At 49.9% G+C, this 19,439-nt stretch carries 20 protein-coding genes; 7 read left to right on the top strand and 13 right to left on the bottom strand.

The annotated features are described in order from the left end of the window. The first annotated feature begins 61 nt into the window (after positions 1-61). Positions 62-613 carry an HNH endonuclease gene (locus tag OCL06_RS06790; protein ID WP_262992977.1) on the top strand — a complete coding sequence of 184 codons (552 nt, stop codon included), beginning with the start codon at positions 62-64 and terminating at the stop codon, positions 611-613. A gap of 5 nt (positions 614-618) precedes the next feature. Here OCL06_RS06790 and OCL06_RS06795 read toward each other — a convergent pair whose 3' ends face one another. The 6 genes from OCL06_RS06795 to OCL06_RS06820 form a co-directional block, all read right to left on the bottom strand. Next, positions 619-1,518 (bottom strand): mechanosensitive ion channel family protein, encoded by a 900-nt coding sequence (locus OCL06_RS06795; RefSeq protein ID WP_262992978.1) that lies wholly within the window; start codon positions 1,516-1,518, stop codon positions 619-621. Between the two features lie 106 nt (positions 1,519-1,624). Further along, positions 1,625-2,872: a glutamate-5-semialdehyde dehydrogenase gene (locus tag OCL06_RS06800; protein WP_262992979.1), complete on the bottom strand. Its 1,248-nt coding sequence runs from the start codon at positions 2,870-2,872 to the stop codon at positions 1,625-1,627. Continuing rightward, positions 2,869-3,978, bottom strand: a complete 1,110-nt coding sequence (proB, locus tag OCL06_RS06805; RefSeq protein WP_262992980.1) for a glutamate 5-kinase — start codon at positions 3,976-3,978, stop codon at positions 2,869-2,871. The genes OCL06_RS06800 and proB overlap by 4 nt, the downstream gene beginning before the upstream one ends. Before the next feature lie 14 nt (positions 3,979-3,992). After that, on the bottom strand, positions 3,993-5,492 hold the full coding sequence (putP, locus tag OCL06_RS06810) for a sodium/proline symporter PutP (RefSeq protein WP_262992981.1): 1,500 nt from the start codon (positions 5,490-5,492) through the stop codon (positions 3,993-3,995). Between the two features lie 335 nt (positions 5,493-5,827). After that, complete coding sequence (locus OCL06_RS06815; RefSeq protein WP_373318450.1) at positions 5,828-6,829, bottom strand: DNA topoisomerase IB; 1,002 nt, start codon at positions 6,827-6,829, stop codon at positions 5,828-5,830. Positions 6,830-6,838: 9 nt separating this feature from the next. Next, on the bottom strand, positions 6,839-7,366 hold the full coding sequence (locus OCL06_RS06820) for a flavodoxin family protein (protein ID WP_262992983.1): 528 nt from the start codon (positions 7,364-7,366) through the stop codon (positions 6,839-6,841). 473 nt (positions 7,367-7,839) lie between these two features. On the opposite strand from OCL06_RS06820, the gene OCL06_RS06825 reads away from it, so the two are divergent. Continuing rightward, positions 7,840-8,385 carry a hypothetical protein gene (locus OCL06_RS06825; protein ID WP_262992984.1) on the top strand — a complete coding sequence of 182 codons (546 nt, stop codon included), beginning with the start codon at positions 7,840-7,842 and terminating at the stop codon, positions 8,383-8,385. A gap of 83 nt (positions 8,386-8,468) precedes the next feature. Here the strand turns inward: OCL06_RS06825 and OCL06_RS06830 are convergent, their stop codons facing one another. Next, the gene (locus OCL06_RS06830) at positions 8,469-9,158 is read right to left on the bottom strand and encodes an SDR family NAD(P)-dependent oxidoreductase (RefSeq protein WP_262992985.1); all 690 of its coding nucleotides are present in this window, start codon (positions 9,156-9,158) and stop codon (positions 8,469-8,471) included. A gap of 13 nt (positions 9,159-9,171) precedes the next feature. Next, the gene (locus OCL06_RS06835) at positions 9,172-9,720 is read right to left on the bottom strand and encodes a DUF2878 domain-containing protein (protein WP_262992986.1); all 549 of its coding nucleotides are present in this window, start codon (positions 9,718-9,720) and stop codon (positions 9,172-9,174) included. A gap of 94 nt (positions 9,721-9,814) precedes the next feature. On the opposite strand from OCL06_RS06835, the gene OCL06_RS06840 reads away from it, so the two are divergent. From OCL06_RS06840 to OCL06_RS06860, 5 genes are all read left to right on the top strand, one after another. Beyond that, a complete protein-coding gene (locus tag OCL06_RS06840; protein ID WP_262992987.1) occupies positions 9,815-11,452 on the top strand; it encodes a diacylglycerol kinase family protein in 1,638 nt (545 codons plus the stop codon). 68 nt (positions 11,453-11,520) lie between these two features. Further along, entirely contained in the window at positions 11,521-12,861 is a 1,341-nt protein-coding gene (gdhA, locus tag OCL06_RS06845) for an NADP-specific glutamate dehydrogenase (RefSeq protein ID WP_262992988.1), read from the top strand. A gap of 160 nt (positions 12,862-13,021) precedes the next feature. Continuing rightward, entirely contained in the window at positions 13,022-13,462 is a 441-nt protein-coding gene (locus tag OCL06_RS06850) for a hemerythrin domain-containing protein (protein ID WP_262992989.1), read from the top strand. 59 nt (positions 13,463-13,521) lie between these two features. Further along, entirely contained in the window at positions 13,522-13,701 is a 180-nt protein-coding gene (locus OCL06_RS06855; protein WP_262992990.1) for a DUF1328 family protein, read from the top strand. Between the two features lie 8 nt (positions 13,702-13,709). Beyond that, positions 13,710-15,017 (top strand): DUF2254 domain-containing protein, encoded by a 1,308-nt coding sequence (locus OCL06_RS06860; protein WP_262992991.1) that lies wholly within the window; start codon positions 13,710-13,712, stop codon positions 15,015-15,017. On the opposite strand, the gene OCL06_RS06865 is transcribed toward OCL06_RS06860, so the two are convergent. From OCL06_RS06865 to OCL06_RS06885, 5 genes are read right to left on the bottom strand one after another with little or no spacing between them, the layout of a single operon-like run. Continuing rightward, on the bottom strand, positions 15,014-15,172 hold the full coding sequence (locus OCL06_RS06865; RefSeq protein ID WP_262992992.1) for a YqaE/Pmp3 family membrane protein: 159 nt from the start codon (positions 15,170-15,172) through the stop codon (positions 15,014-15,016). The two genes, OCL06_RS06860 and OCL06_RS06865, sit on opposite strands and share 4 nt — an antisense overlap. A gap of 57 nt (positions 15,173-15,229) precedes the next feature. Beyond that, a complete protein-coding gene (locus OCL06_RS06870) occupies positions 15,230-15,661 on the bottom strand; it encodes a group I truncated hemoglobin (protein ID WP_262992993.1) in 432 nt (143 codons plus the stop codon). Then, complete coding sequence (locus OCL06_RS06875; RefSeq protein WP_262992994.1) at positions 15,655-16,491, bottom strand: DUF3034 family protein; 837 nt, start codon at positions 16,489-16,491, stop codon at positions 15,655-15,657. The genes OCL06_RS06870 and OCL06_RS06875 overlap by 7 nt, the downstream gene beginning before the upstream one ends. Continuing rightward, positions 16,488-18,845, bottom strand: a complete 2,358-nt coding sequence (locus OCL06_RS06880; protein ID WP_262992995.1) for a putative bifunctional diguanylate cyclase/phosphodiesterase — start codon at positions 18,843-18,845, stop codon at positions 16,488-16,490. The genes OCL06_RS06875 and OCL06_RS06880 overlap by 4 nt, the downstream gene beginning before the upstream one ends. Before the next feature lie 5 nt (positions 18,846-18,850). Then, positions 18,851-19,435 (bottom strand): methylamine utilization protein, encoded by a 585-nt coding sequence (locus OCL06_RS06885; RefSeq protein WP_262992996.1) that lies wholly within the window; start codon positions 19,433-19,435, stop codon positions 18,851-18,853. Positions 19,436-19,439 lie beyond the last annotated feature (4 nt).

Consider the following 19,439-nt stretch of genomic DNA (forward strand, 5'->3'; position numbering starts at 1 on the left):
TCATCACTTTGTCATAAAAGTAGGTATGCTTAAGTTACACCGTCACGCAAAGTGAGTGTTTATGCTGGTATTACGATTAAATAAAGCTGGTATGCCGCAGGAGTGGATCCACCCTGAACATGCCGCGCGCTTATATTGCCAGGAAAAAGTGTTGTTTGAGCTAGGCTCCGACGCCTTCACCTTGCACGGCGGCTGGAACCGCGATGGCGTGCAAAGTACCCTGCGGCTGGCGTCTATCATTGCCTGTACCGGTAAAGTCACCGATGTGAATGGTAAAATCGCCCTGACCAACCGGTTTTTGTTCCGCCGCGACAACTACCTTTGTCTGTACTGTGGTCACCCTTTTCCGCCCTCTCAACTTACCCGAGATCATATCTTGCCACGTTCACGGGGGGGAAAGGATAGCTGGACTAACGTGGCTACTGCGTGTTCCCGGTGTAATCACGCTAAAGGCGCGCAAACGCCAGAGGAAGCGCATATGCCCCTATTGGCGGTTCCGTTCAGGCCAAATCTGTATGAACGCTTCTATCTCATGAACCGGCGTATACTGGCAGACCAAATGAGCTTTCTGGAAAGTCACTTCACACAACGCAGAGACTGGCACGTACTATAGCTGTGTTAGTCCCCAGCAGGGGGAGGCGGCGTTTCATCCAGCGTGCGCAAATGTTCTTCGTCTTCTTTAACTGCACGAAACCACAGGCTCATCCAGTCTGAACTTATTTTAGACTGCAACTCGAAAGCTTCGGTGGTAGGACAAAATATTGATACAAATACCACCACCTTCGCCAACTCGTTGGTTTCAATACCAATTTCAGGATCTATCTGAATAAATTCCTGCTCAAGGTGACGTTCTATCAAGCCTTTGTATCGTTCTGCCACATCCCGGAAGTACTCACAGTGAGCCTGCGCACGGGCAGAGAATGCCGGTAAAATTCGATAAGGGTTCACGGTGGGTTCATTGACAATTTCAAAGGTGTGAATTTTATAGCGACGGAGAAAATTCAGGTTACGCACGGTCTGCGTCACCAGCTGACTGTTAGGCACGTAAACGTGCTTACCGGTGTAATTAAAAGACTCGTGGTCGACCTCTAGCAATGCGGTTTTCGCCCAGTCCATTTCGACGACTTCGCCGACAATATTATTCATCTGGATCCAGTCACCTACCCGGAACGGGCGCGCGCCCAGATAATAAATAAAGCCCATAAAACACTGAATAAACTCCCGGGTGGCCAGCACGATGGCGACCATGAAAGCCGCGATAGAAATGGCCAGTGTCTGAATTTCAGATGACCATATCAGCATCAGGGCAACCAGAATGAAGGCGTTGCCAAGTTGTTCCAGTATGTTTATCTGATTACGACGATCTTCACCTTTCTTAGAACTTTGTTTTTTGATGACTCTGAGGATAAGGCGTTTAGTCAGATGCAAGACGATGACAGCAACCACAGACGTAAGCAGCTTGTAATCAAGCATAAAGGCGCTTACCTCTTGCCATAGCGCGTTGATGTCATAATTCATTAATGTTTATCCTCAGGTAACTTATGGTTTTACAAATAAAAACACCGGGCAAGTGCCCGGTGTTGGTATTATGGATCATGCGACCCTGAGGAACAATGCCGACCAGCTACGAACGGATCTGACCTTCCCCGTTTACCAGGTATTTCTCCGTGGTCAGAGACTCCAGCCCCATAGGTCCGTAAGCATGTAGCTTGGTGGTCGCTATACCAATTTCAGCGCCCAGGCCAAGCTGGCTACCGTCAGAGAAGCGCGATGACGCGTTAACCATCACCACAGCTGCATCGACGGTGCGCTGGAAGCGTTCTGCAGCGGCCGTATCCTGCGTGGAAATTACTTCGGTATGGAAACTACCAAACTGGTTAATGTGTTCCAACGCCATATCCATGTCATCTACCACGCGAATTGCGATTTCCAGACCCAGGTACTCTTCACCGTAACCGTCTTCACCAATTACGTCGGCACCATCAAAGTACGATGCGCCCGCTTCGTTGACGTGCACTTTAACGCCCTTTTCTTTAAAGGCTTCCGCTACCCGTGGCAGGAAGTCATCGGCCACGGCCTGGTGAACAATCAAGCCTTCAAGCGCATTACACACGCCGGTCCGTTGGGTCTTGCCGTTTAGCAACAACTCCATGGCGTTGTCGAGGTCAGCGTCTTTATCTACATACAGGTGACACACACCTTTAAAGTGCTGGATTACCGGCACCTTGGCGTTGTCAGTGACGTAATTAATCAGACCTTCGCCGCCACGAGGAATAATAACGTCGATGTAATCCCGCTGTTCCATAAGTTCCTGCATCAACGCACGATCCGGATTTGGAACCACGGTAATTAGCGCTTTCGGCAGGTCGTGCTTCACTAATACATCCTGTAACAAGCCGGCAATCGCCAGACTGGTATCCAGTGCTTCTTTACCGCCGCGTAGGATGACTGCGTTACCCGATTTGAAGCACAACGCACCCGCATCAGCGGTCACGTTGGGACGGGCTTCGTAAATCATGCACACTACGCCAAGCGGAATGCGCATTTTACGAATATCAATACCGTTCGGACGCTTGCCCAGTGAGCGGGTTTTACCTACCGGATCTTCCAGCTCAATGATGGTTTCAATACCCTGCGCCATGTCTTCAATGCGATCTGCATCCAGAATCAGGCGGTCAATCATGGCCGCGTCCAGGTTATTCTCTTTGGCGCGTGCTACTTCTTTGGTATTCACGTCGATAATGCCTTGCGTATGGCTGCGAATAGCTTCGGCCATGTCTTTCAAAACCGCATTTTTCTTCGCTTCATCAAGCACTGCCAGCGTTTTTGCTGCGGCTTTTGCTTCTCTTGATAAATCAGTTATTAAACTCATTCTTTCTCCAAATTTGCGATATGCTGTTCTGAAATAATTGGGCCGGTTTTTTCTTCAAACTCGGTCGCGAATTCTTCGCTGTCCTGTTTCGCAATGAAATTCAACAGACAGCTACTGTAATTCGATTTCGCTTTAACCAGTTTGGTTCCATCGTCTTTTCGAACCAAAATGGTATCGCCTACGGAGAACTCGCCCCGTACACCAATTATTTCGCTACTTGTTAGCTGCTCGGCATCGTTTTCCAGCGATGCCGCAAAATCACTCTCTACAATGACCTCACCCTGTGCGTTTGAGGTATGTCGCATCCAATGCACGTTTTCCTGCATTGGTTTGTCGTACGGCTGGAAATGCGTACCCGGATTCTTCCCGTCTAACAACATGTTAAACGACAGCTCAGTGAATCCATTAATAATGTACGTATCGATACCGTGCGAAATTGCCTTCTCAGCAGCTTCGATCTTGGTACGCATGCCGCCGGTACCTACGCCGTCGGCGGCTGCGCCACCGGCCATAGCGTAAATACTTTCATCAATACTGTTCACTTCTTTTAGCATTTCCGCATCATCATGCTCATGGGGGTTCTTATTGTAGAGCCCGTCGATGTCCGAACAGATGATCAATGCATCAGCTTCGGCGGCGGAAGCCACCATGGCTGACAAGTTGTCGTTATCACCTACTTTGAGCTTATCGGTTGTTACCGTGTCGTTCTCATTGATGATTGGCAATATTTCATGGTCTAACAGCGTGTCGATGGTCTCCCGCACACTCACATACCTTTCGCGATCACGCAGATCGGCGTGAGTAAGCAGGATCTGTGCAGAAGGGAAATCGAATAATCTATCCCATGTTGACATCATTTCTGTCTGACCCGCAGCAGCCATGGCTTTTTTAACTGCAATATTTGTTTTTTCTTCCTCATCGAACAGGTGCGCACCCGCGGCCACTGAACCAGAGGACACCAGGACCACCTGGGTGCCATTAGCCCGGCAGCGCACGATAAATTGCGCGATGCTCAGTAAATAATGACTGCTACAACCTTGTTTATTGGGAGCAATCAGTGCACTACCAACTTTAATTACTACCCGTTCCCAGTTTGGAAAACTCATATCTTTATATCACCTTACGCTTGTTGATTCGCTAGTTCTTCAGTGGCTTGCGTGAACGTGGCCTGCACGTCTTGTGACGGCGACCGGTCCCACGCAGATACCAGCCAAAGAGTGACTGAACTGACAATAAATCCTGGTACAATTTCGTAAATTACGCTGCTAAGCGTTTGCCCGTCTGCTAAAACAGGCGCATAAATCCATACCAGTACCGTTACAGCGCCACTAATAATTCCTGCCAGCGCGGCTTTGTGCGTCAAGTTCTTCTTATACAGACTAAACAGCACCAATGGACCAAAAGCTGCGCCAAATCCTGCCCATGCGTTGCTCACCAGCGACAGAATGGTATTTGACGAGTCCATTGCAAGCAGCAGTGCAACTACTGCCACACCTGCCACGCCAAACCGCCCGATGGTTACGGTTTTCTTTTCGTCAACTTCTTTATTTGAAACAACGCGGTAAATATCCTCAGTCAACGAACTGGCAGATACCAGCAGTTGAGAAGAAATCGTACTCATAATGGCGGCTAAAATTGCTGCCATGAGGAAACCGCTAATTAATGGATGAAACAGAAGTTGTGAGAACAAAATAAATATGGTCTCGGGATCATCCACTTGTAACCCAAATTGATTTGCATACGCTATGCCAACGAATCCCGTCCCCAGTGCACCTATGATGGTGACCAGCATCCATGACATACCAATGTTTCGCGCGGTACTAACCGCTTTCACCGAGCGGATAGCCATAAAACGCACAATAATGTGCGGCTGACCAAAATAGCCCAGCCCCCATGCGAGACTGGATAACAAGCCCACTATGCTAATGGCTTCCCACGACTCAAACAGCCCTGGCACCGACTCACCTGCCGCCGCGTTCATTTGCGACAAACTGTCAAACTCGGTAAACGCCACCACTGGCACCAATATGAGTGCCACAAACATAATGCAGCCCTGTACAAAGTCAGTCATGCTTACCGCAAGAAAACCACCTAACAGGGTGTATGACACAACCACGCCTAACGTAATGATGAGCCCCCACTGGTACTGAACAGAAAAGGCACTTTCAAATAGCTTGCCCCCTGCCACCAGACCTGCGGAAGTATAAAGCGTGAAGAACATCACAATAATTGCTGCCGACACCATTCTGACTGTCGCGCTGGCGTCGCCAAAACGTTTGGCGAAAAACTCAGGAACTGTTAACGAGTCGTCAGCCATTTCGGTATAAACCCGCAATTTTGGCGCGACCAGTAAATAGTTGGCTAAGGCACCTGCCAGTAAACCAATCGCAATATACATGGCGTCAAAACCGGTTAAATACATCGCCCCCGGCAACCCCATCAACATCCAGCCACTCATATCGGATGCCCCCGCGGACAGCGCAGTAACCTGCGGGCTGACCTGCCGACCACCTAAGATGTAGCCAGAAATATCACTGGTAGACTGACGGTAGGCAAATAACCCTATGCCCAGCATGGCCAGAAAATAAATCGCCAGTGAAATGTAACCTTCAATTTGCATGTATGTATGCACCCCTTTGCTAAGTTTGGCGGTTCAGTTTCCGTTCCGGAATACATAGACCGTTAATCATTAGAGCTCTAATTATATCGGGTTTCGTTTGGCTTTTTCAACCGCAAAACATACACAACATGAACTAATAAGATGTTTCAGAGCCTTTCTCCATAAACAGCCTAAAACAACCATTTTTGACAAAACGATTTTATAACCAACTGAAAATAATAGGCATTGAAATTATAAAAACACATCCTGAAAAAGACTTACACGTGCTAAGAGGGGCAGGAAAAGAGATAAAAACATCACTTATAATTAAATTAACTGAAGTTTTATTATTAACATTATTCAGAAGAAATTACTTGAGCAAGAAGCTTTTCAGTGGCGGCGATGGCACGATCATTCAGTGTATCTTCTGTAATCGAATTACGTACCTGCTGAAGCAGCCTGCCACGCTTATTTTCGCACTCTACGCCTTCATACAATTTCGGATGAAGGTAATATTGGCGGCAAACTGATGGCGTATTACCTAACATTTTCGCGACATGTCTGGTCAGAGTGGCAGGCCACTTGCGACGGCGGTTCGCGGCTAAGTGTTGCTCCAATGTAGGTAGGCTAAATAGTGCATACCGGCTGGCCGCCCAGGTGCGAAAATCCTTACAACTGAACTCATCACTCATATGTTCGTGAATAAAGGCGTTTACGTCGTCACTGTCAATATCGTGCCAGCGCCCTTGGGGATCGGTATAGCGGAATAACGCGTAACCGCGGGCTTCAGCACATTCTGACACCAGCTCTGCCAACCGGGGATCTTCTATAGAGACGTCGCGGGCTTTGTTATGTTTTCCCACAAATGTCAGCCGCACGGTGTCGTCATCTTCCACAAAGTGTTTGCGGCGAAGTGTGGTTAACCCATAGGTTTGGTTTTGCTGTGTGTACTGCCGGTTGCCTGCTCGCAAACCAGTGTGATCTAACAGTAAGCATACCAGTGCCAAACTGCGCTCCAACGACCAGTCACTGCCCTCTACCCAATGCCAGCACCGGTTCCTGAACTCGGGTAACAGCGCACCAAAGGCGGAAAGTTTGTTAAACTTTTCCTGCTGACGCTGACGATGCCAGTTTTCGTGGTACAGATATTGTTTACGGCCCTTGGCATCTACGCCGGTTGCTTGTAAATCTGCGGAGGGATCGCGAGCGATTTGGACAGCTTGCCAGTTGGGGGGAATAACCAATTTTTTAATCCTGCGGAGCACCCGCTCCGAGGTTATTTTATTGCCTGATTCATAGTAAAAAGCAAAGCCTCGGCCTGCTCTCTTGCGCGTAATTCCTAAAGAAGCCTGTGACATGGGGTTTAATCAGTAGTCAGGCTTCCATTGCTTGGCCATCTGACCCAGACGCTGGCCTTGTTGGAACGATGCTTCATGATTCAGACTGTTTGCGAGAGTAAAATCACCATGCTCAAGATCGCGACTACTGGCACCTAACGACGTTGCATAGTCAGTGTCCAAAGCCGGAACCCAAATCATATTGAACCGGGCGCTGAATAATGAAAACTCAAGCATTGCATTAAGCGCATGGCTATTCCATGACGAGGCCGTGAATCCGGTGGCTAATTTGTCGCGCCAGGCGCCACTGAGCGATTTGCTATAACATGCGCCCGCCAAAGACTGCATTGCCGAAATTACCGACTCATTCCCGGTAGCAGCGCCAAACGCCATGCCATCGAAACTGTCCAGAGCGTCAACATGATGTACGGCGTCCACGGTGCTAAAAACCTGCGTTTCTACACCCTGGCTGTGGATACCACTTACCAGTTGCGAGGTGGCACGATCAGTATTAACACCCTGGTCGTGATGGTAAATGATAGCTAGCGACGCTGTCATCCTCGTCTCCTTGTCAGTTGCTGTAAAAAACCTGGTAGTCTGACACAACACAGTTTTCAGTCTGTTTTAGACTAGTGCAAGGCTAAGGCCAACTATCGCCCCCTGCTAAATTTAATTAATCACTATATATTTCATAAGCATAGAGTCTTTTTCTGCTGAGGGTATATAAGCTCTCCGCGGTATTGGGAAATATTTTCAAGCTAACAAGAAATCTTTCCCTACTTTAACGACTTAATCGATACCGCTATCTCGTATGTAAAGCTAAAGATCATAAGAATCAGTATGTTGGCGGGACAGGTATAATTCTTGAACTTATTTAACCCAGACAGGTGTAATCGGCACCACCAATTCAGTAACAAAGTTATCGTAAGTATAGAACGATCTGGTGGAAGCGCCCGCTATTGGGCTACCAGAACAAAATGCATGACATAAAGTCGCGAGCGAAGGCTTGCGTGACAGGAGTTATTCAGACCATGACCGACCTTCATAATGACCGTGTGGCAATTATTTCTCCTCAACACACCCAGGTTGCCGCGGTATTTGACTCAGAAGACCAGGCGAATAAGTCAGTTCGCAAAGTAACCTCCGAAACCTCGGTTAACCGGGATCAAATAACCGTGGTTAATCCCAGCGACCAGAAGCTTAGCCGCAAACTGGAAGGGCCCAGTGCACCGATAGGAAAGTCGATGTGGCACGCGCACCTGTTGCTTGGCGGCGCCGGGCTGGTGATAGGCCTTATTGTTGCGTTTGTGCTGACCCAATTCGGACCAGCGCTTACCCAACAGAACCCGCTGTTTACCTATATTGCACTGATCAGCCCGGGGCTGTTCATCGGGTTGTTTATCGCGGGGCTTATCGGGCTCAGACCGGACAGAACAGAAATCATTAACACGGTACGCCATGCGGTGCGGGAGAAGCGCTTTGCTATTGTCGTAAATCTGCAAAAACACCAGTCTGTTAAAGACGTTGCGCGGGTGCTTGGAAAGTACAGTGGGAAAGTGGTGGAATCAGCAAAGTAAGCCCCCCGCTTACGCCGGGTAAATATCAGATAGCACAGAGTTTCCTGCCTGGCGCGCAAGCCAGACAGGTCAGCCTGGCACAGCTACCAGTTAATCACTTCCTTATCACGTATGAATTTACCGTTAGGGCCGCCTTTATCCTGAGTCGCTGCCCACACGATAGACTCGGCGCCCTTTTCGGGTGACCGTGGTGCGTCTTTGCCACCCATCCGGGTATGCACCCACCCCGGACAAACGCTGTTCACCGCCACATCTTCTTCTTCATCAAGGGTGCGGGCAACGTTAAGAGTAAGTGCATTCAGTGCCGCTTTGCTAACCGCGTAGGCCAGTGGCCCTTCCATCCCTTCGTAGAAAGAGCCCCAGCCAGACGACACATTGACTATGCGTCCAAAACCGCGCTTCCGCATCCCTGGCAAGACCTGTTTAATCAGAATCAGCGGCGCTTTTACGTTTACCTGGAACGCTGCATCGAAAGCGTCCAGCGACAGGTCATTCAGGTCACTGTCTTCCATCACACCGGCGTTATTGATCAGTATATCGACCGGACCGTACACTGCTTCAGCACGAACAAAGGGGTCAATTATCGCCTGTTCATTATTCAGAGCAATCTCCACAACGTGTACGTCGCCGCCGACGATGTCCTGCACCACTTCTTTGCCACTGTCCTCATCTCTGCATCCCAGCAACACCTTATGTCCTTCCTTAGCAAGGCCACGCACTACCTCCAGACCGATTCCCCGGTTTCCACCGGTTACAAATACAGTTTTCGTCATACATTTCTCCCTATTACGTTTTTGAGGACAACCTGTTAATCATCGCGGTAGATTCCACCCACTGACTCAGCCACACCGACAGCGGAAAAACGACCGCCCATACGGACGCCAGGATGAGCAGTGTGGTTGTTAATTCATACCCGAATGCAACAGCACCCAAACGAGCTCCTGCGGCATAACTTACCGGGCCGAATACTGCCCCGCCGAGAATGGCTAAAAGCCAGCGCGACCGAAAGTAGCGCAAACTATGGCGAAGCGTCGCCGCAAAAGCCGCCCATAATGCCACCAGCCACCAGGGTATAAGCAGCCCATATTCCGGCGCCGGAAACTCAAATACACCCGCGATGGTTAATACACTGTCAGTTGTCAGTCCCAGCAGCGCTAGCAAAATAACCAGCACGCCGTCCCGTCGCGGTTCATGACAAACCACAAAAAAAGCAAATAAGAGTAGTCCAACAACCCATAAGTACTCGTACTGAAAGAAGATTACGAGCAACCAAATGGTTTGAAACCAAATAAAGTTAACGAGTTGTCGGCAAGACGTGGCAGTCATTTCTGGCATAGTTGATCTGCTGGAACACAATGTAACTTTGGTACTAGTGAATATGCACATAAGTTCAGTTAACCGGGCAATCATCAATAAGGAGGTTGAATAAATGAAGATGGTAAAGTGGTATGTGCTGGGTGCGATTGCTGCAGGAATACTGACCTGGTTTATACCCTACTGGTTACTGAAGATCCTGTTCGGCTGGACGTGCTTCTCTCTCATCGCAGTAAGTAGTGCCTATCTGCTTAATTATCCGGAACTTTTCCGAAAGCGCGAAGACGGGTCTATACCTTTTTATGTACGCTGGGTATTTATACCTTTTTTACTCGGCGCGGGGGCATATAACAGTTGGGCGCGAAAGCATGACAAGGTGCCGGCCCTGCAAAAAATAGATGATCAGCTTTTTTTAGCATGCCGATTGTCTGGTAGTGACGTTGAAGCCCTCACTGACCAAGGCATATCCGCAATCCTCGATGTTACCGCTGAATTTGATGGCCTTGACTGGACAGCCTACCAGGGCGACTTTAACTACCTGAACATTCCAGTCCTTGACCACACCAGCCCTACACCCGAACAACTGAATACAGCCATCAACTGGATAGAGCAGCAAATTGACACAGGCAATAAGGTGGTGGTGCACTGTGCGCTGGGTCGGGGACGCTCTGTACTGGTCATGGCCGCGTATTTGCTGGCAAGGGACGAAACGCTGTCAGTGATGGATGCACTGAATCACATTCAGTCAATCCGTGAAACAGCACGGCTCAATAAACATCAACGCGCCGCACTCTCGCAGGTGAAAAAGGGGGGCCGGTTGCGCCTCACTAAACGGTTAACCCTAATCGCCAACCCTGTTGCGGGTGGCGGCAAATGGAAAGTTGAAAAGGACGATATTCTTGCCCAGCTTAACCCCCACTTCAAAGTAACCGTGCTGGAGACCACAGAGTCGGTGGGCGCCGATCAGCTTGCACACAAGGCGGTAAATCAGGGAGCCGACGTCGTGGTCGCCTGCGGTGGTGACGGCACAATTACCGAGGTGGCAAGAGCAATCGAAGGAACTCAGGCGACGCTCGGATTAATTCCTCTGGGCACGGCCAATGCCCTTAGTCAGGTTTTGCACGGTTACACCAGCAAAATTATGCCCGTGAGTATTGCATGCGACATAATTGTGGACAGCCATGTGACACGCATTGATACCGCCACCTGCAACAATAATCTGATGTTACTGGTAGCGGCGCTCGGCTTTGAGCAACAGATGATTGCCAGCGCCGACCGGGATGAAAAGAACGACGGGGGTCAGTTTGCCTACTTGCGGGGCCTTTGGGACGCCATCAGTAACAATGAAACGCAGCAGTTTCTTGTCAGCTTTGACGACGGCAAATTTGAAACATTGCACTCCCCCAGCCTGGTAATTGCCAATGCTGCGCCGTTAACCACAGCGCTCGCGCAAGGCGGTGATGTTCCTGATATTACCGACGGAAAGCTGGACATTACCTGGCTGGAACCTCAGGAAAGCTCAGATCTACAGTTCTTGTCATTGGCTGAGCTGGTCTTATTGCCCGGTGATGCCAAAAAGTCGTCAGATCGTATACGCCACAAACAGGCGGCAAAAATCCATGTAAAGCTGGAAAAAGAAATGGAGTATGCATTGGATGGTGAAATTCACCGTGCCGACGAACTAATCATTGATACCTGTCATAAAAATCTCAAAGTGCTGATAAGCGAGGACAGTGACGCCATTAGTGAATAAGTGATCGCGGCGCTTCTCGGTTAGGTATAAACGTCTGAATTTTAGAACAAACTTAAGGTAACTGTGACATGGCAGAAGACGCTCAGTACGATGCACTAATTTCATGGCTGGAAGCCTGCTACCCAAACGAGCCCGAATACTTACAGGCGGTAAAAGAAATCGTCAAAGACGTGCTGCCTGTCTACCAGGTGCATGACGATTTTAAGCGTTATGATGTATTGTCGCGGTTGTGCGTCCCCGAGCGCGTGATCCATTTCAATGTCACCTGGTTCAACGACGAAGATGAAGTAGAAATACATCAGGGCTGGCGGGTCCAGCATTCTGGGCTTATCGGTCCCTACAAAGGCGGCCTGCGCTTCCATCCTACTGTTAACGCCTCTATTTTGAAGTTTCTGGCCTTTGAGCAAACGTTTAAAAACGCGCTGACCGGATTGCCAATCGGTGGCGCCAAAGGAGGAAGTAACTTCAATCCGAAGGGCCGTTCTGATAATGAAATCATGCGGTTCTGTCAGGCATTTATGTTGGAGTTACACAGGCACATTGGCGCGAATACCGATGTTCCCGCCGGCGATATTAATGTGGGAGGCCGTGAGATTGGTTATTTATATGGCGCCTACCGCCGCTTAGAAAACCGTTTCGAAGGCGCGATAACGGGTAAAGAACTGGAATTCGGCGGCAGTCACGTACGCACCGAAGCCACAGGATACGGTCTCATCTTCTTCCTGCAATGTGTGTTGGCCACCCATGAAGATACCATGGCAGGAAAACGAGTCGTTATTTCCGGCGCCGGCAATGTGGCCCTTCACGCAGCACAAAAAGCTATTCAGCTGCAAGGACAAGTTCTTACGTTGTCGAATAGCCGCGGCTGTTACGTATACCAAGACGGGATCACAGAACAGATGATCCACTGGGCGATGCAGGAAGATGCTAACCACGAAAATATTCTCGAAGCCATGCAACAAGAATTTGGTGGCGAATGGCATCCGGACGCTGTGCCCTGGAACACCCCCTGCGATATCGCCCTGCCCTGCGCTACACAAAATGAACTGGACGCTGAACACGCAAAAACACTGCTGAAAAACGGCTGCAAGTATGTACTGGAAGGCGCCAACATGCCGTGTACGGAGGCAGCCCAGACAGTCTTCATCGACGCCCGGCTTCCTTATGTACCCGGCAAAGCGTCGAACGCGGGAGGCGTGGCACTGTCTAGTCTGGAAATGTCGCAAAATGCTAATTTCCGCCGTACCGCTTTTAGCACCCTTGAGCAGGATCTGAAGGACATTATGGAGTCCATTCATGAACAATGTGTAGAAGAAGGCCAGGATGATGGCTGGATTAATTACAGTCGCGGGGCAAACATTGCCGCGTTCCGACGTCTCGCGTCGGCCATGGTCTCCCAGGGGCTTTAGGGAAAAGCTACCCGTCATCCTGTAATTGCTACCGCCTGGTAGCAATTACAAAACTTTAATAAAGAATAACTTACGCTTTTTCAGCAAGTTAATAGTCGATGATAGTGGTACACATTTCGCAGTACTTTAAACAGTTAATTTTAACCCGTGGAGAGTCACAATGAAGATTTTTGAAGCACTACGTCAGGATCATGAAAAGCAACGCTTGTTGCTTAAGATACTGGCCGAGACGAGCGGCGATACCCAGGCTCGTCAGGAATATTATCAGGAGCTGAAAGACCAGCTGGAAAGTCATGCTGTGGCCGAGGAGCGGCATTTCTACTCCCCTCTGATGCATGAAGATGCCTCGGTAGAATTGTCCCGGCATGGAGTGGCTGAGCATCACGAGATTGATGAGCTATTAGAGAAACTCGACAACACAGATATGAGTTCGCCTGCGTGGTTACATCACCTTAAAGCGCTCAAAGAAAAAGTAGAGCACCACCTGGACGAAGAAGAACAGGAGTTTTTCCCGGTTGCCGGGCAGGTACTCAACGACAATGAAAAGGAAAAGCTGGCTGACGGCTACACGGACGAGATGAAGTCAGAGTTACAGTCATAACAGGTAGGCTACGGCTGCAGCTCTGTGTTGCAGCCACCAGGTAGCCGAGGAGAAAAGTCATGTTAACCTGGGCCATTGTGTTTTTAATTATTGCGATTATCGCGGCTATCTTCGGCTTCGGCGGGCCGGCAAGTGCGGCCACTGCAATCGCCCAATTTCTTTTTTACGTGTTTGCGATTTTACTGACACTATCACTCGCGTTGAGTTTCTTCCGTAGTATGCGGCGTAAACGGCGCTAGGGGAGACATTGAATACCCACGGACTTTCTAACCGCATACGGACCACATGGGAATCGCTGAGTACCAGCTACTGGTTTATTCCCTTATGCATGATGCTGTTCTCTGCCCTTTTGTGCGGCGCCTGTTTGTTTTTGTTACAGCGAACCACCCTTCCCGACTGGCTTCTCACATTCATCCCGCTGGTCACTCAGGAAGGCGCGCAGCAAGTACTGGGCACACTGGCATCATCTATCATCACTGTCACGAGTATCGCCTTTTCTATGACCATCGTGGCACTTACACTGGCTTCCTCACAGTTCGGCCCGCGCCTCATTCGTACCTTTATGGTGGATCGCGGTACCCAGGTCGTCCTTGGTATGCTGGTGTCGTCCTTTTTATTCTGCCTGCTTGCACTGCATTACATCAGCGCCGTGCAGGAAAATCAGGATGCCATGTCATTACTAACCGCACTGTCTGTTGTGCTTGGTGTGCTGAATATTGGCGTGATCATCTACTTTATCCACCACGTGGCCGCCTCGATTCAGGCAGACCAGGTTATTTACCGGTGTTTCAGAGAGCTATGCGGCGATATCGAAACTCTGCTGCCAGCACCGTCAGAAAACTCTTCCCTAAAACCTGTCGCGCCAGCACTTCTGAAGGATGGACCCTTCCGACACACACTTACGGCTGATCGTGAAGGCTATGTACAAACCATTGATTATGAAGCCCTGGCCACCCTCCGCAACGATATAGTCGCAGGGGTTGAAGTCATAGTCCGGGGTGGCGATCACGTTTTTCCTCGTGCGCCAATACTGGTAGTGCACAGCCACACCGAGGTAAACACATCGTTACTCAGGGCACTGTCTGCGAGCGTTATTGTCGGAAAAAACCGAACCCCGATACAGGATCCTGAATTTGCGCTTGGCCAACTGGTGGAAATCGCCTTGCGGGCACTCTCGCCAGGTATCAATGACCCGGCTACCGCTCTCACTTGTCTGGACCGGCTCACCTCAGCGTGTATTCTGATGTCGGAGCGCACCTTTCCGGCCCCAAGTGTGATTAACAGAGACACTAACTGCTGGATAAAACGGCGTGCGTTTACAATGGAAGGGGTAATAGACCGTGCGTTTGATCAAATCAGACAGGATGGTAAATCACACGTGGCGATCGCATTACATATCCTGCACTGTCTGTATGTGCTCAAGCAGCAGCTTGATCCCAACTACGCGGCATTGCTCGCCAGACACGCTAATGCAACTTATGCGTTGGCAATGACGGAGTCAGTAGTGGAAAAAGACAATGCAGCATTAGACGCTGCATTGTCGAGGCTGGTTTAGCGGCGGGCGATAATCCAAATTGCATGAATAATACCGGGAATATAACCCAGTAACGTCAGCAGTATATTTATCCAGAAATGTGCGCCCAGTCCAACTTGCAAAAATACGCCAAGTGGCGGCAGTAAAATTGACAATATTATGCGTAGAATGTCCATACAATGTCCCTCTATTTGTGAATATCAGAGTCATTGCTGCAAGACATCTGCCACCTTTCACTTGTACAGCATATCTTTGCGCATCGGGGCCAGTTCGGCGAGGATTCGGTTCTGATGACGGTGCGACACACCAGCTTTGTTCATCGCATTAATTAACAAGTCGACCGTCCGGTTGAAATGAGACTCAGTAATATTCATGCCGCCGTGCACCTGTGACATGCTGTCTCCGGTGTACTCGCACGGGCCGTTCGTCACCATACACAGTTGTTCACTGAGCTTTTGCTTAAAGCGCTCAATATCGCTGCCCGCAAAATATTCCAGAATAACCGGGTCATATTCAATTTCGTAAACGAAGTTCTCAGTGATTTCCTCTATCGTCTGCTCGCCACCAATTTGTTGATACAAACTTTCAGTAGTAGATGCGCAAGCCACCAGCGTGACAATGGCACAGATTACTGCTATGGCTCTGGCGAATTGCTTGGTTACCATAGTTGCCCTCCTACTGACAGATACAGGCCATTCTGGTCAGCTGCGCCGGCAATACTGCCAAGCTCAGCCCAGGCCAGAGTAACGTTAAAGTGTTTGGATGGAATATAAGTAACAAATACATCCCACCAGTTGTCTTCGCCAAGCCCGAGGTTATCAGGCTTCTGGCGGTACTCCACACCGGCAGCAAGGTGACGGCTAAAGAGCACGCCGAGGCTACCTTCCAGCATAATGTCCAGCCCGTCATCCTGTTGCTGACCGAACCCTAGCAACCCTAACTGATTGGCATTGGTTCCACGAGCGGTCAGGTTCCAAACCAGGTTATAGCCTGCGGCTGCGCCCAGGTGCACTTTCGTCGCGGCCAGGTAATAATCAGTTCCACGGTCGGAGTCCGCCCCCAACGCACGGGCAATGCCGGTATCCTGTAAAACCTTATGCTGTACGCCAGCACTAAGCTGTGGCCAGTCGGAATAGATCACATCGCCATATAACCGAACTTTCGCGCCATACACATTTTGCGCGATATCCCCACCCAGGGTGGTTAAATCAAAGGTATGACGAACCACCGAAAGCTCTACCCGGTCATACAGTGAGAGGCTGCCGCCCACTACGTGCAGACGATAGTCGTCTAAATTCACACGGGTAGCGAAAGCACTGACCGACATTTCATCGCGACTATCATAACCAGACAGCGTCGCCCATGGCACAATGCCACCGCCACCGGCCCCTTCTAGCTGATTTAACCCCGCGGTTGCAATGAGCTTGCCCTCGCCGGCAACTACACTGGTGGCGCAAAGCAGTAACGCGCCTCCGAAAAAGCCTGCTAGTTTCATGAAGTTCCTTGTTGAGGTTGGGTGTTATAGGGTGTGGAGTCCAGCCACTCTAACAGCACAGGTGCCGCCACAGGTTTACTGATGTAATACCCCTGGGCGATGTCGCAGCCCCAGTCAGCCAGTAGAGCCAGGGTGGTGTCATCTTCCACCCCTTCAGCGACCACACTGAGGCCGAATATATGTGCCAGGCTCAGCACTGTTTTAACTATTTGCTGATCATTTTTATCGGTGGCGAGCTTAAGGACAAAGCTCTTATCTATTTTGATGGTATGGACGGGTAAGTCTTTCAGGTACGCCAGAGACGAGTATCCGGTGCCGAAATCATCAATGGCAAAACGAAAGCCGGCTGAATTTAACTGGCGGATATTTTCAATGGCCACACTGGCGTCGGAGACCAGATCGCTTTCGGTAATTTCCAGTTCAAGATCACCGGGCTGCAACCCTGCCACATTAAGCAGTTCATGCATGCGATTAAGTAACTCCGCATTCTGAATATCCTGAGTGGATAAATTCATGGCCACAGTAAAGTCGTAACCTTGCGCCCTAAACGAGACAATATCCCGAATAGTCTGATTCATTACCCAGGAAGTCACCTGTTCAACCAAACCCGCCTGCTCAGCAATACCAATAAACTCATCTGGCGGGACAAACCCTAGCACCTTGCTATTCCAACGGATAAGAGCTTCCATGCTGCAAACCTGACGTTCCCGCAAGGCAACTTTAGGCTGGTACACCATAGATAGCTCAGACTGCTCAGACTGCAGGCAGTGCTTTAACTCTGTAATGATGGATAAGCGACGCAGATAGCGGTTTTCTAACTCCTGGTCATAACGCATTAACCAGTGGCCCGATTGGGTCTGTTCGTCCGTCACAATATTAATTTTACGGAATAACTCCTCGGCGGAATTGGCATCGGCGGGGCAATCAATCGTTGCGAAGGCCACTTTAACCGGGATGGCGACTAACTCCACCTCCACCGGCTGTTCCAGAATGTGCTGGAGCGTTTCAAGCTGAAGTGTGGTTAACGGTGCTTCAGCAATAAATAACACTTCGCCACCTGACAGCCGGGCTGCTACCCCCTGCCACCGGCACAGGCGTTCACTGACGACCTGCAACACTTTGTCACCATTGGCGTAGCCGTATAAGTCATTAATCGCTCTGAAACCGGGGATTGTGATACCCAATACCTGAAACGGCACCCCACCGGCCAGCCGGTCGGCAACCAGCTGCTCCATGTAATTGCGGTTATATAATCCGGTCAGCATATCGTGCTGAGCCTGAAAGCGAATACGTTCTTCACGGTTTTTCAGGCTGTGCTGCATGGTGGTAAATGCGCGGGATAAGTTTGCAATCTCAGTAAGACGACTATCATTGGGCAGGGTCTGATCGTACTCACCGTCCGCAATGCGGTTCACCGCTTTCATAAGGCGTGACACCGGGCGACTAACCCGGCGGGACAGGAACATAACAAACAACATCGACACCAGTATTGCCAGCAAACTGATGGTAACAATAGTGAGTAGCAGTTTAGCAAAGCCGTCATACTGCTCAGACACATCAATGGCCAGTGTAAGCTCTACGGGAAGTCCGTCCATTGCCATATCTTCAAGATTTAACCGGCGACTGACGAAGCTTCGCTGATTACCGGCAAGAAAGTCCAGCCAACTTAACTGAGAGCGACCTTCCTCCAGTATGCGCTGGGCATTGGATGGCGACAGACTGGTAGCAAGCGCTAACGGTTTGTCGGTAATGTCCTTCGTGGTGTGAACAATAATTTCACCCTGCGTTATGCCACTTAACGCTTTTAGGAAGCGATTGTTAATTGCAAAGCCGGACACACTATAGCCCACGGCTCTGGGCATCTTTACAGGCGCCACGACCACGTGAAACAAGGTGCCGTCCACAATCATAAAACCGCTGGTATAATCTTCAAAGGGTGACAGCAGCGCACGTCCGCGCTGCGGAAAATCACTACCATATTCCATGTAGTCAGGCACCGACGCTACAACCTTACCGGTTACGGTTACATAGGCTACCCAGTCGGCCCGGGTTCGGCCCTGCATAGATTCAAGAAAACTTTTGGTGGTCGCTACGCTTTCCTGACTTTGGTCACGGAGCATCTGGCTTATTGTATCGAAGTGGGTGGAAGACAAATTAACCACCGTACCCAGAATTTTAGCCCGCTCTTCTATCACGTTCCGGAACACACCTTTGGAGACGGTAATTTCTTTATCGAGGCTATTCTGGACCAGCGAGGTGGTGCCGTTCCATACACTTACCAAAATAAGTGATACGGTGATGACGATACCGCCCAGGAGTATGCGGAATAAACTATGTCGGAGCGATATCTGCACTGTCCTTATCCACCAAATTTACGGCTACCGAAGGTCTTCGGCGCGGGCCGTTCGGTCGCCATCAGGTTAAGAATCAGGGTCTCGCTGGTGGTTCCGGGGCTCAGTGATATGGTCTCGCGGCGCGCCTGAAGAATATCGAGATTTTTATGCCAGACGGTCACTGCCTCCACATTATCCGGTACCGTTAGTTCGCCGTTGTCGTCAGTCTTTCCCACGCCGTTGCCGTCGCTAACGTAAATATAACCGATCATTTGGTCATGAATATTACAGCCGAGGATCACCACGCCGGGGGTGTCGAACGACACTGGCTCGGTAGGTTTACCACTGTATAATTTTATTTCGAACGTTTTAGCCTCGGAAAAGCTGTAAACATGATGACGAATATTGTCACTGTTAGGAAAAAGTACTTCCGTTCCCTGCGGGACAACCAACACTTCGGGCAGAAACTGTTTACCTACCTGATCCATGATTGCGGGCTCAGATGGCGCCGCCTGGGCAGTGTCTGCTTGCCATGTGACCACGGCGTTCTCAAGCCGGTTCTGGAGCTGGTCTTGTATAACCAGTGTTTTGGCAGAGATAGCCGGCGACATACCG

The organism is Alteromonas salexigens (assembly GCF_025628895.1).
In the GTDB taxonomy this organism is placed as follows: domain Bacteria; phylum Pseudomonadota; class Gammaproteobacteria; order Enterobacterales; family Alteromonadaceae; genus Alteromonas; species Alteromonas salexigens.

Coding starts and splice junctions, on each gene's coding strand:
- OCL06_RS06790 (WP_262992977.1), top strand. CDS start 62: ATGCTGGTATTACGATTAAATAAAGCTGGTATGCCGCAGGAGTGGATC.
- OCL06_RS06795 (WP_262992978.1), bottom strand. CDS start 1,518: ATGAATTATGACATCAACGCGCTATGGCAAGAGGTAAGCGCCTTTATG.
- OCL06_RS06800 (WP_262992979.1), bottom strand. CDS start 2,872: ATGAGTTTAATAACTGATTTATCAAGAGAAGCAAAAGCCGCAGCAAAA.
- proB (WP_262992980.1), bottom strand. CDS start 3,978: ATGAGTTTTCCAAACTGGGAACGGGTAGTAATTAAAGTTGGTAGTGCA.
- putP (WP_262992981.1), bottom strand. CDS start 5,492: ATGCAAATTGAAGGTTACATTTCACTGGCGATTTATTTTCTGGCCATG.
- OCL06_RS06815 (WP_373318450.1), bottom strand. CDS start 6,829: ATGTCACAGGCTTCTTTAGGAATTACGCGCAAGAGAGCAGGCCGAGGC.
- OCL06_RS06820 (WP_262992983.1), bottom strand. CDS start 7,366: ATGACAGCGTCGCTAGCTATCATTTACCATCACGACCAGGGTGTTAAT.
- OCL06_RS06825 (WP_262992984.1), top strand. CDS start 7,840: ATGACCGACCTTCATAATGACCGTGTGGCAATTATTTCTCCTCAACAC.
- OCL06_RS06830 (WP_262992985.1), bottom strand. CDS start 9,158: ATGACGAAAACTGTATTTGTAACCGGTGGAAACCGGGGAATCGGTCTG.
- OCL06_RS06835 (WP_262992986.1), bottom strand. CDS start 9,720: ATGCCAGAAATGACTGCCACGTCTTGCCGACAACTCGTTAACTTTATT.
- OCL06_RS06840 (WP_262992987.1), top strand. CDS start 9,815: ATGAAGATGGTAAAGTGGTATGTGCTGGGTGCGATTGCTGCAGGAATA.
- gdhA (WP_262992988.1), top strand. CDS start 11,521: ATGGCAGAAGACGCTCAGTACGATGCACTAATTTCATGGCTGGAAGCC.
- OCL06_RS06850 (WP_262992989.1), top strand. CDS start 13,022: ATGAAGATTTTTGAAGCACTACGTCAGGATCATGAAAAGCAACGCTTG.
- OCL06_RS06855 (WP_262992990.1), top strand. CDS start 13,522: ATGTTAACCTGGGCCATTGTGTTTTTAATTATTGCGATTATCGCGGCT.
- OCL06_RS06865 (WP_262992992.1), bottom strand. CDS start 15,172: ATGGACATTCTACGCATAATATTGTCAATTTTACTGCCGCCACTTGGC.
- OCL06_RS06870 (WP_262992993.1), bottom strand. CDS start 15,661: ATGGTAACCAAGCAATTCGCCAGAGCCATAGCAGTAATCTGTGCCATT.
- OCL06_RS06875 (WP_262992994.1), bottom strand. CDS start 16,491: ATGAAACTAGCAGGCTTTTTCGGAGGCGCGTTACTGCTTTGCGCCACC.
- OCL06_RS06885 (WP_262992996.1), bottom strand. CDS start 19,435: ATGTCGCCGGCTATCTCTGCCAAAACACTGGTTATACAAGACCAGCTC.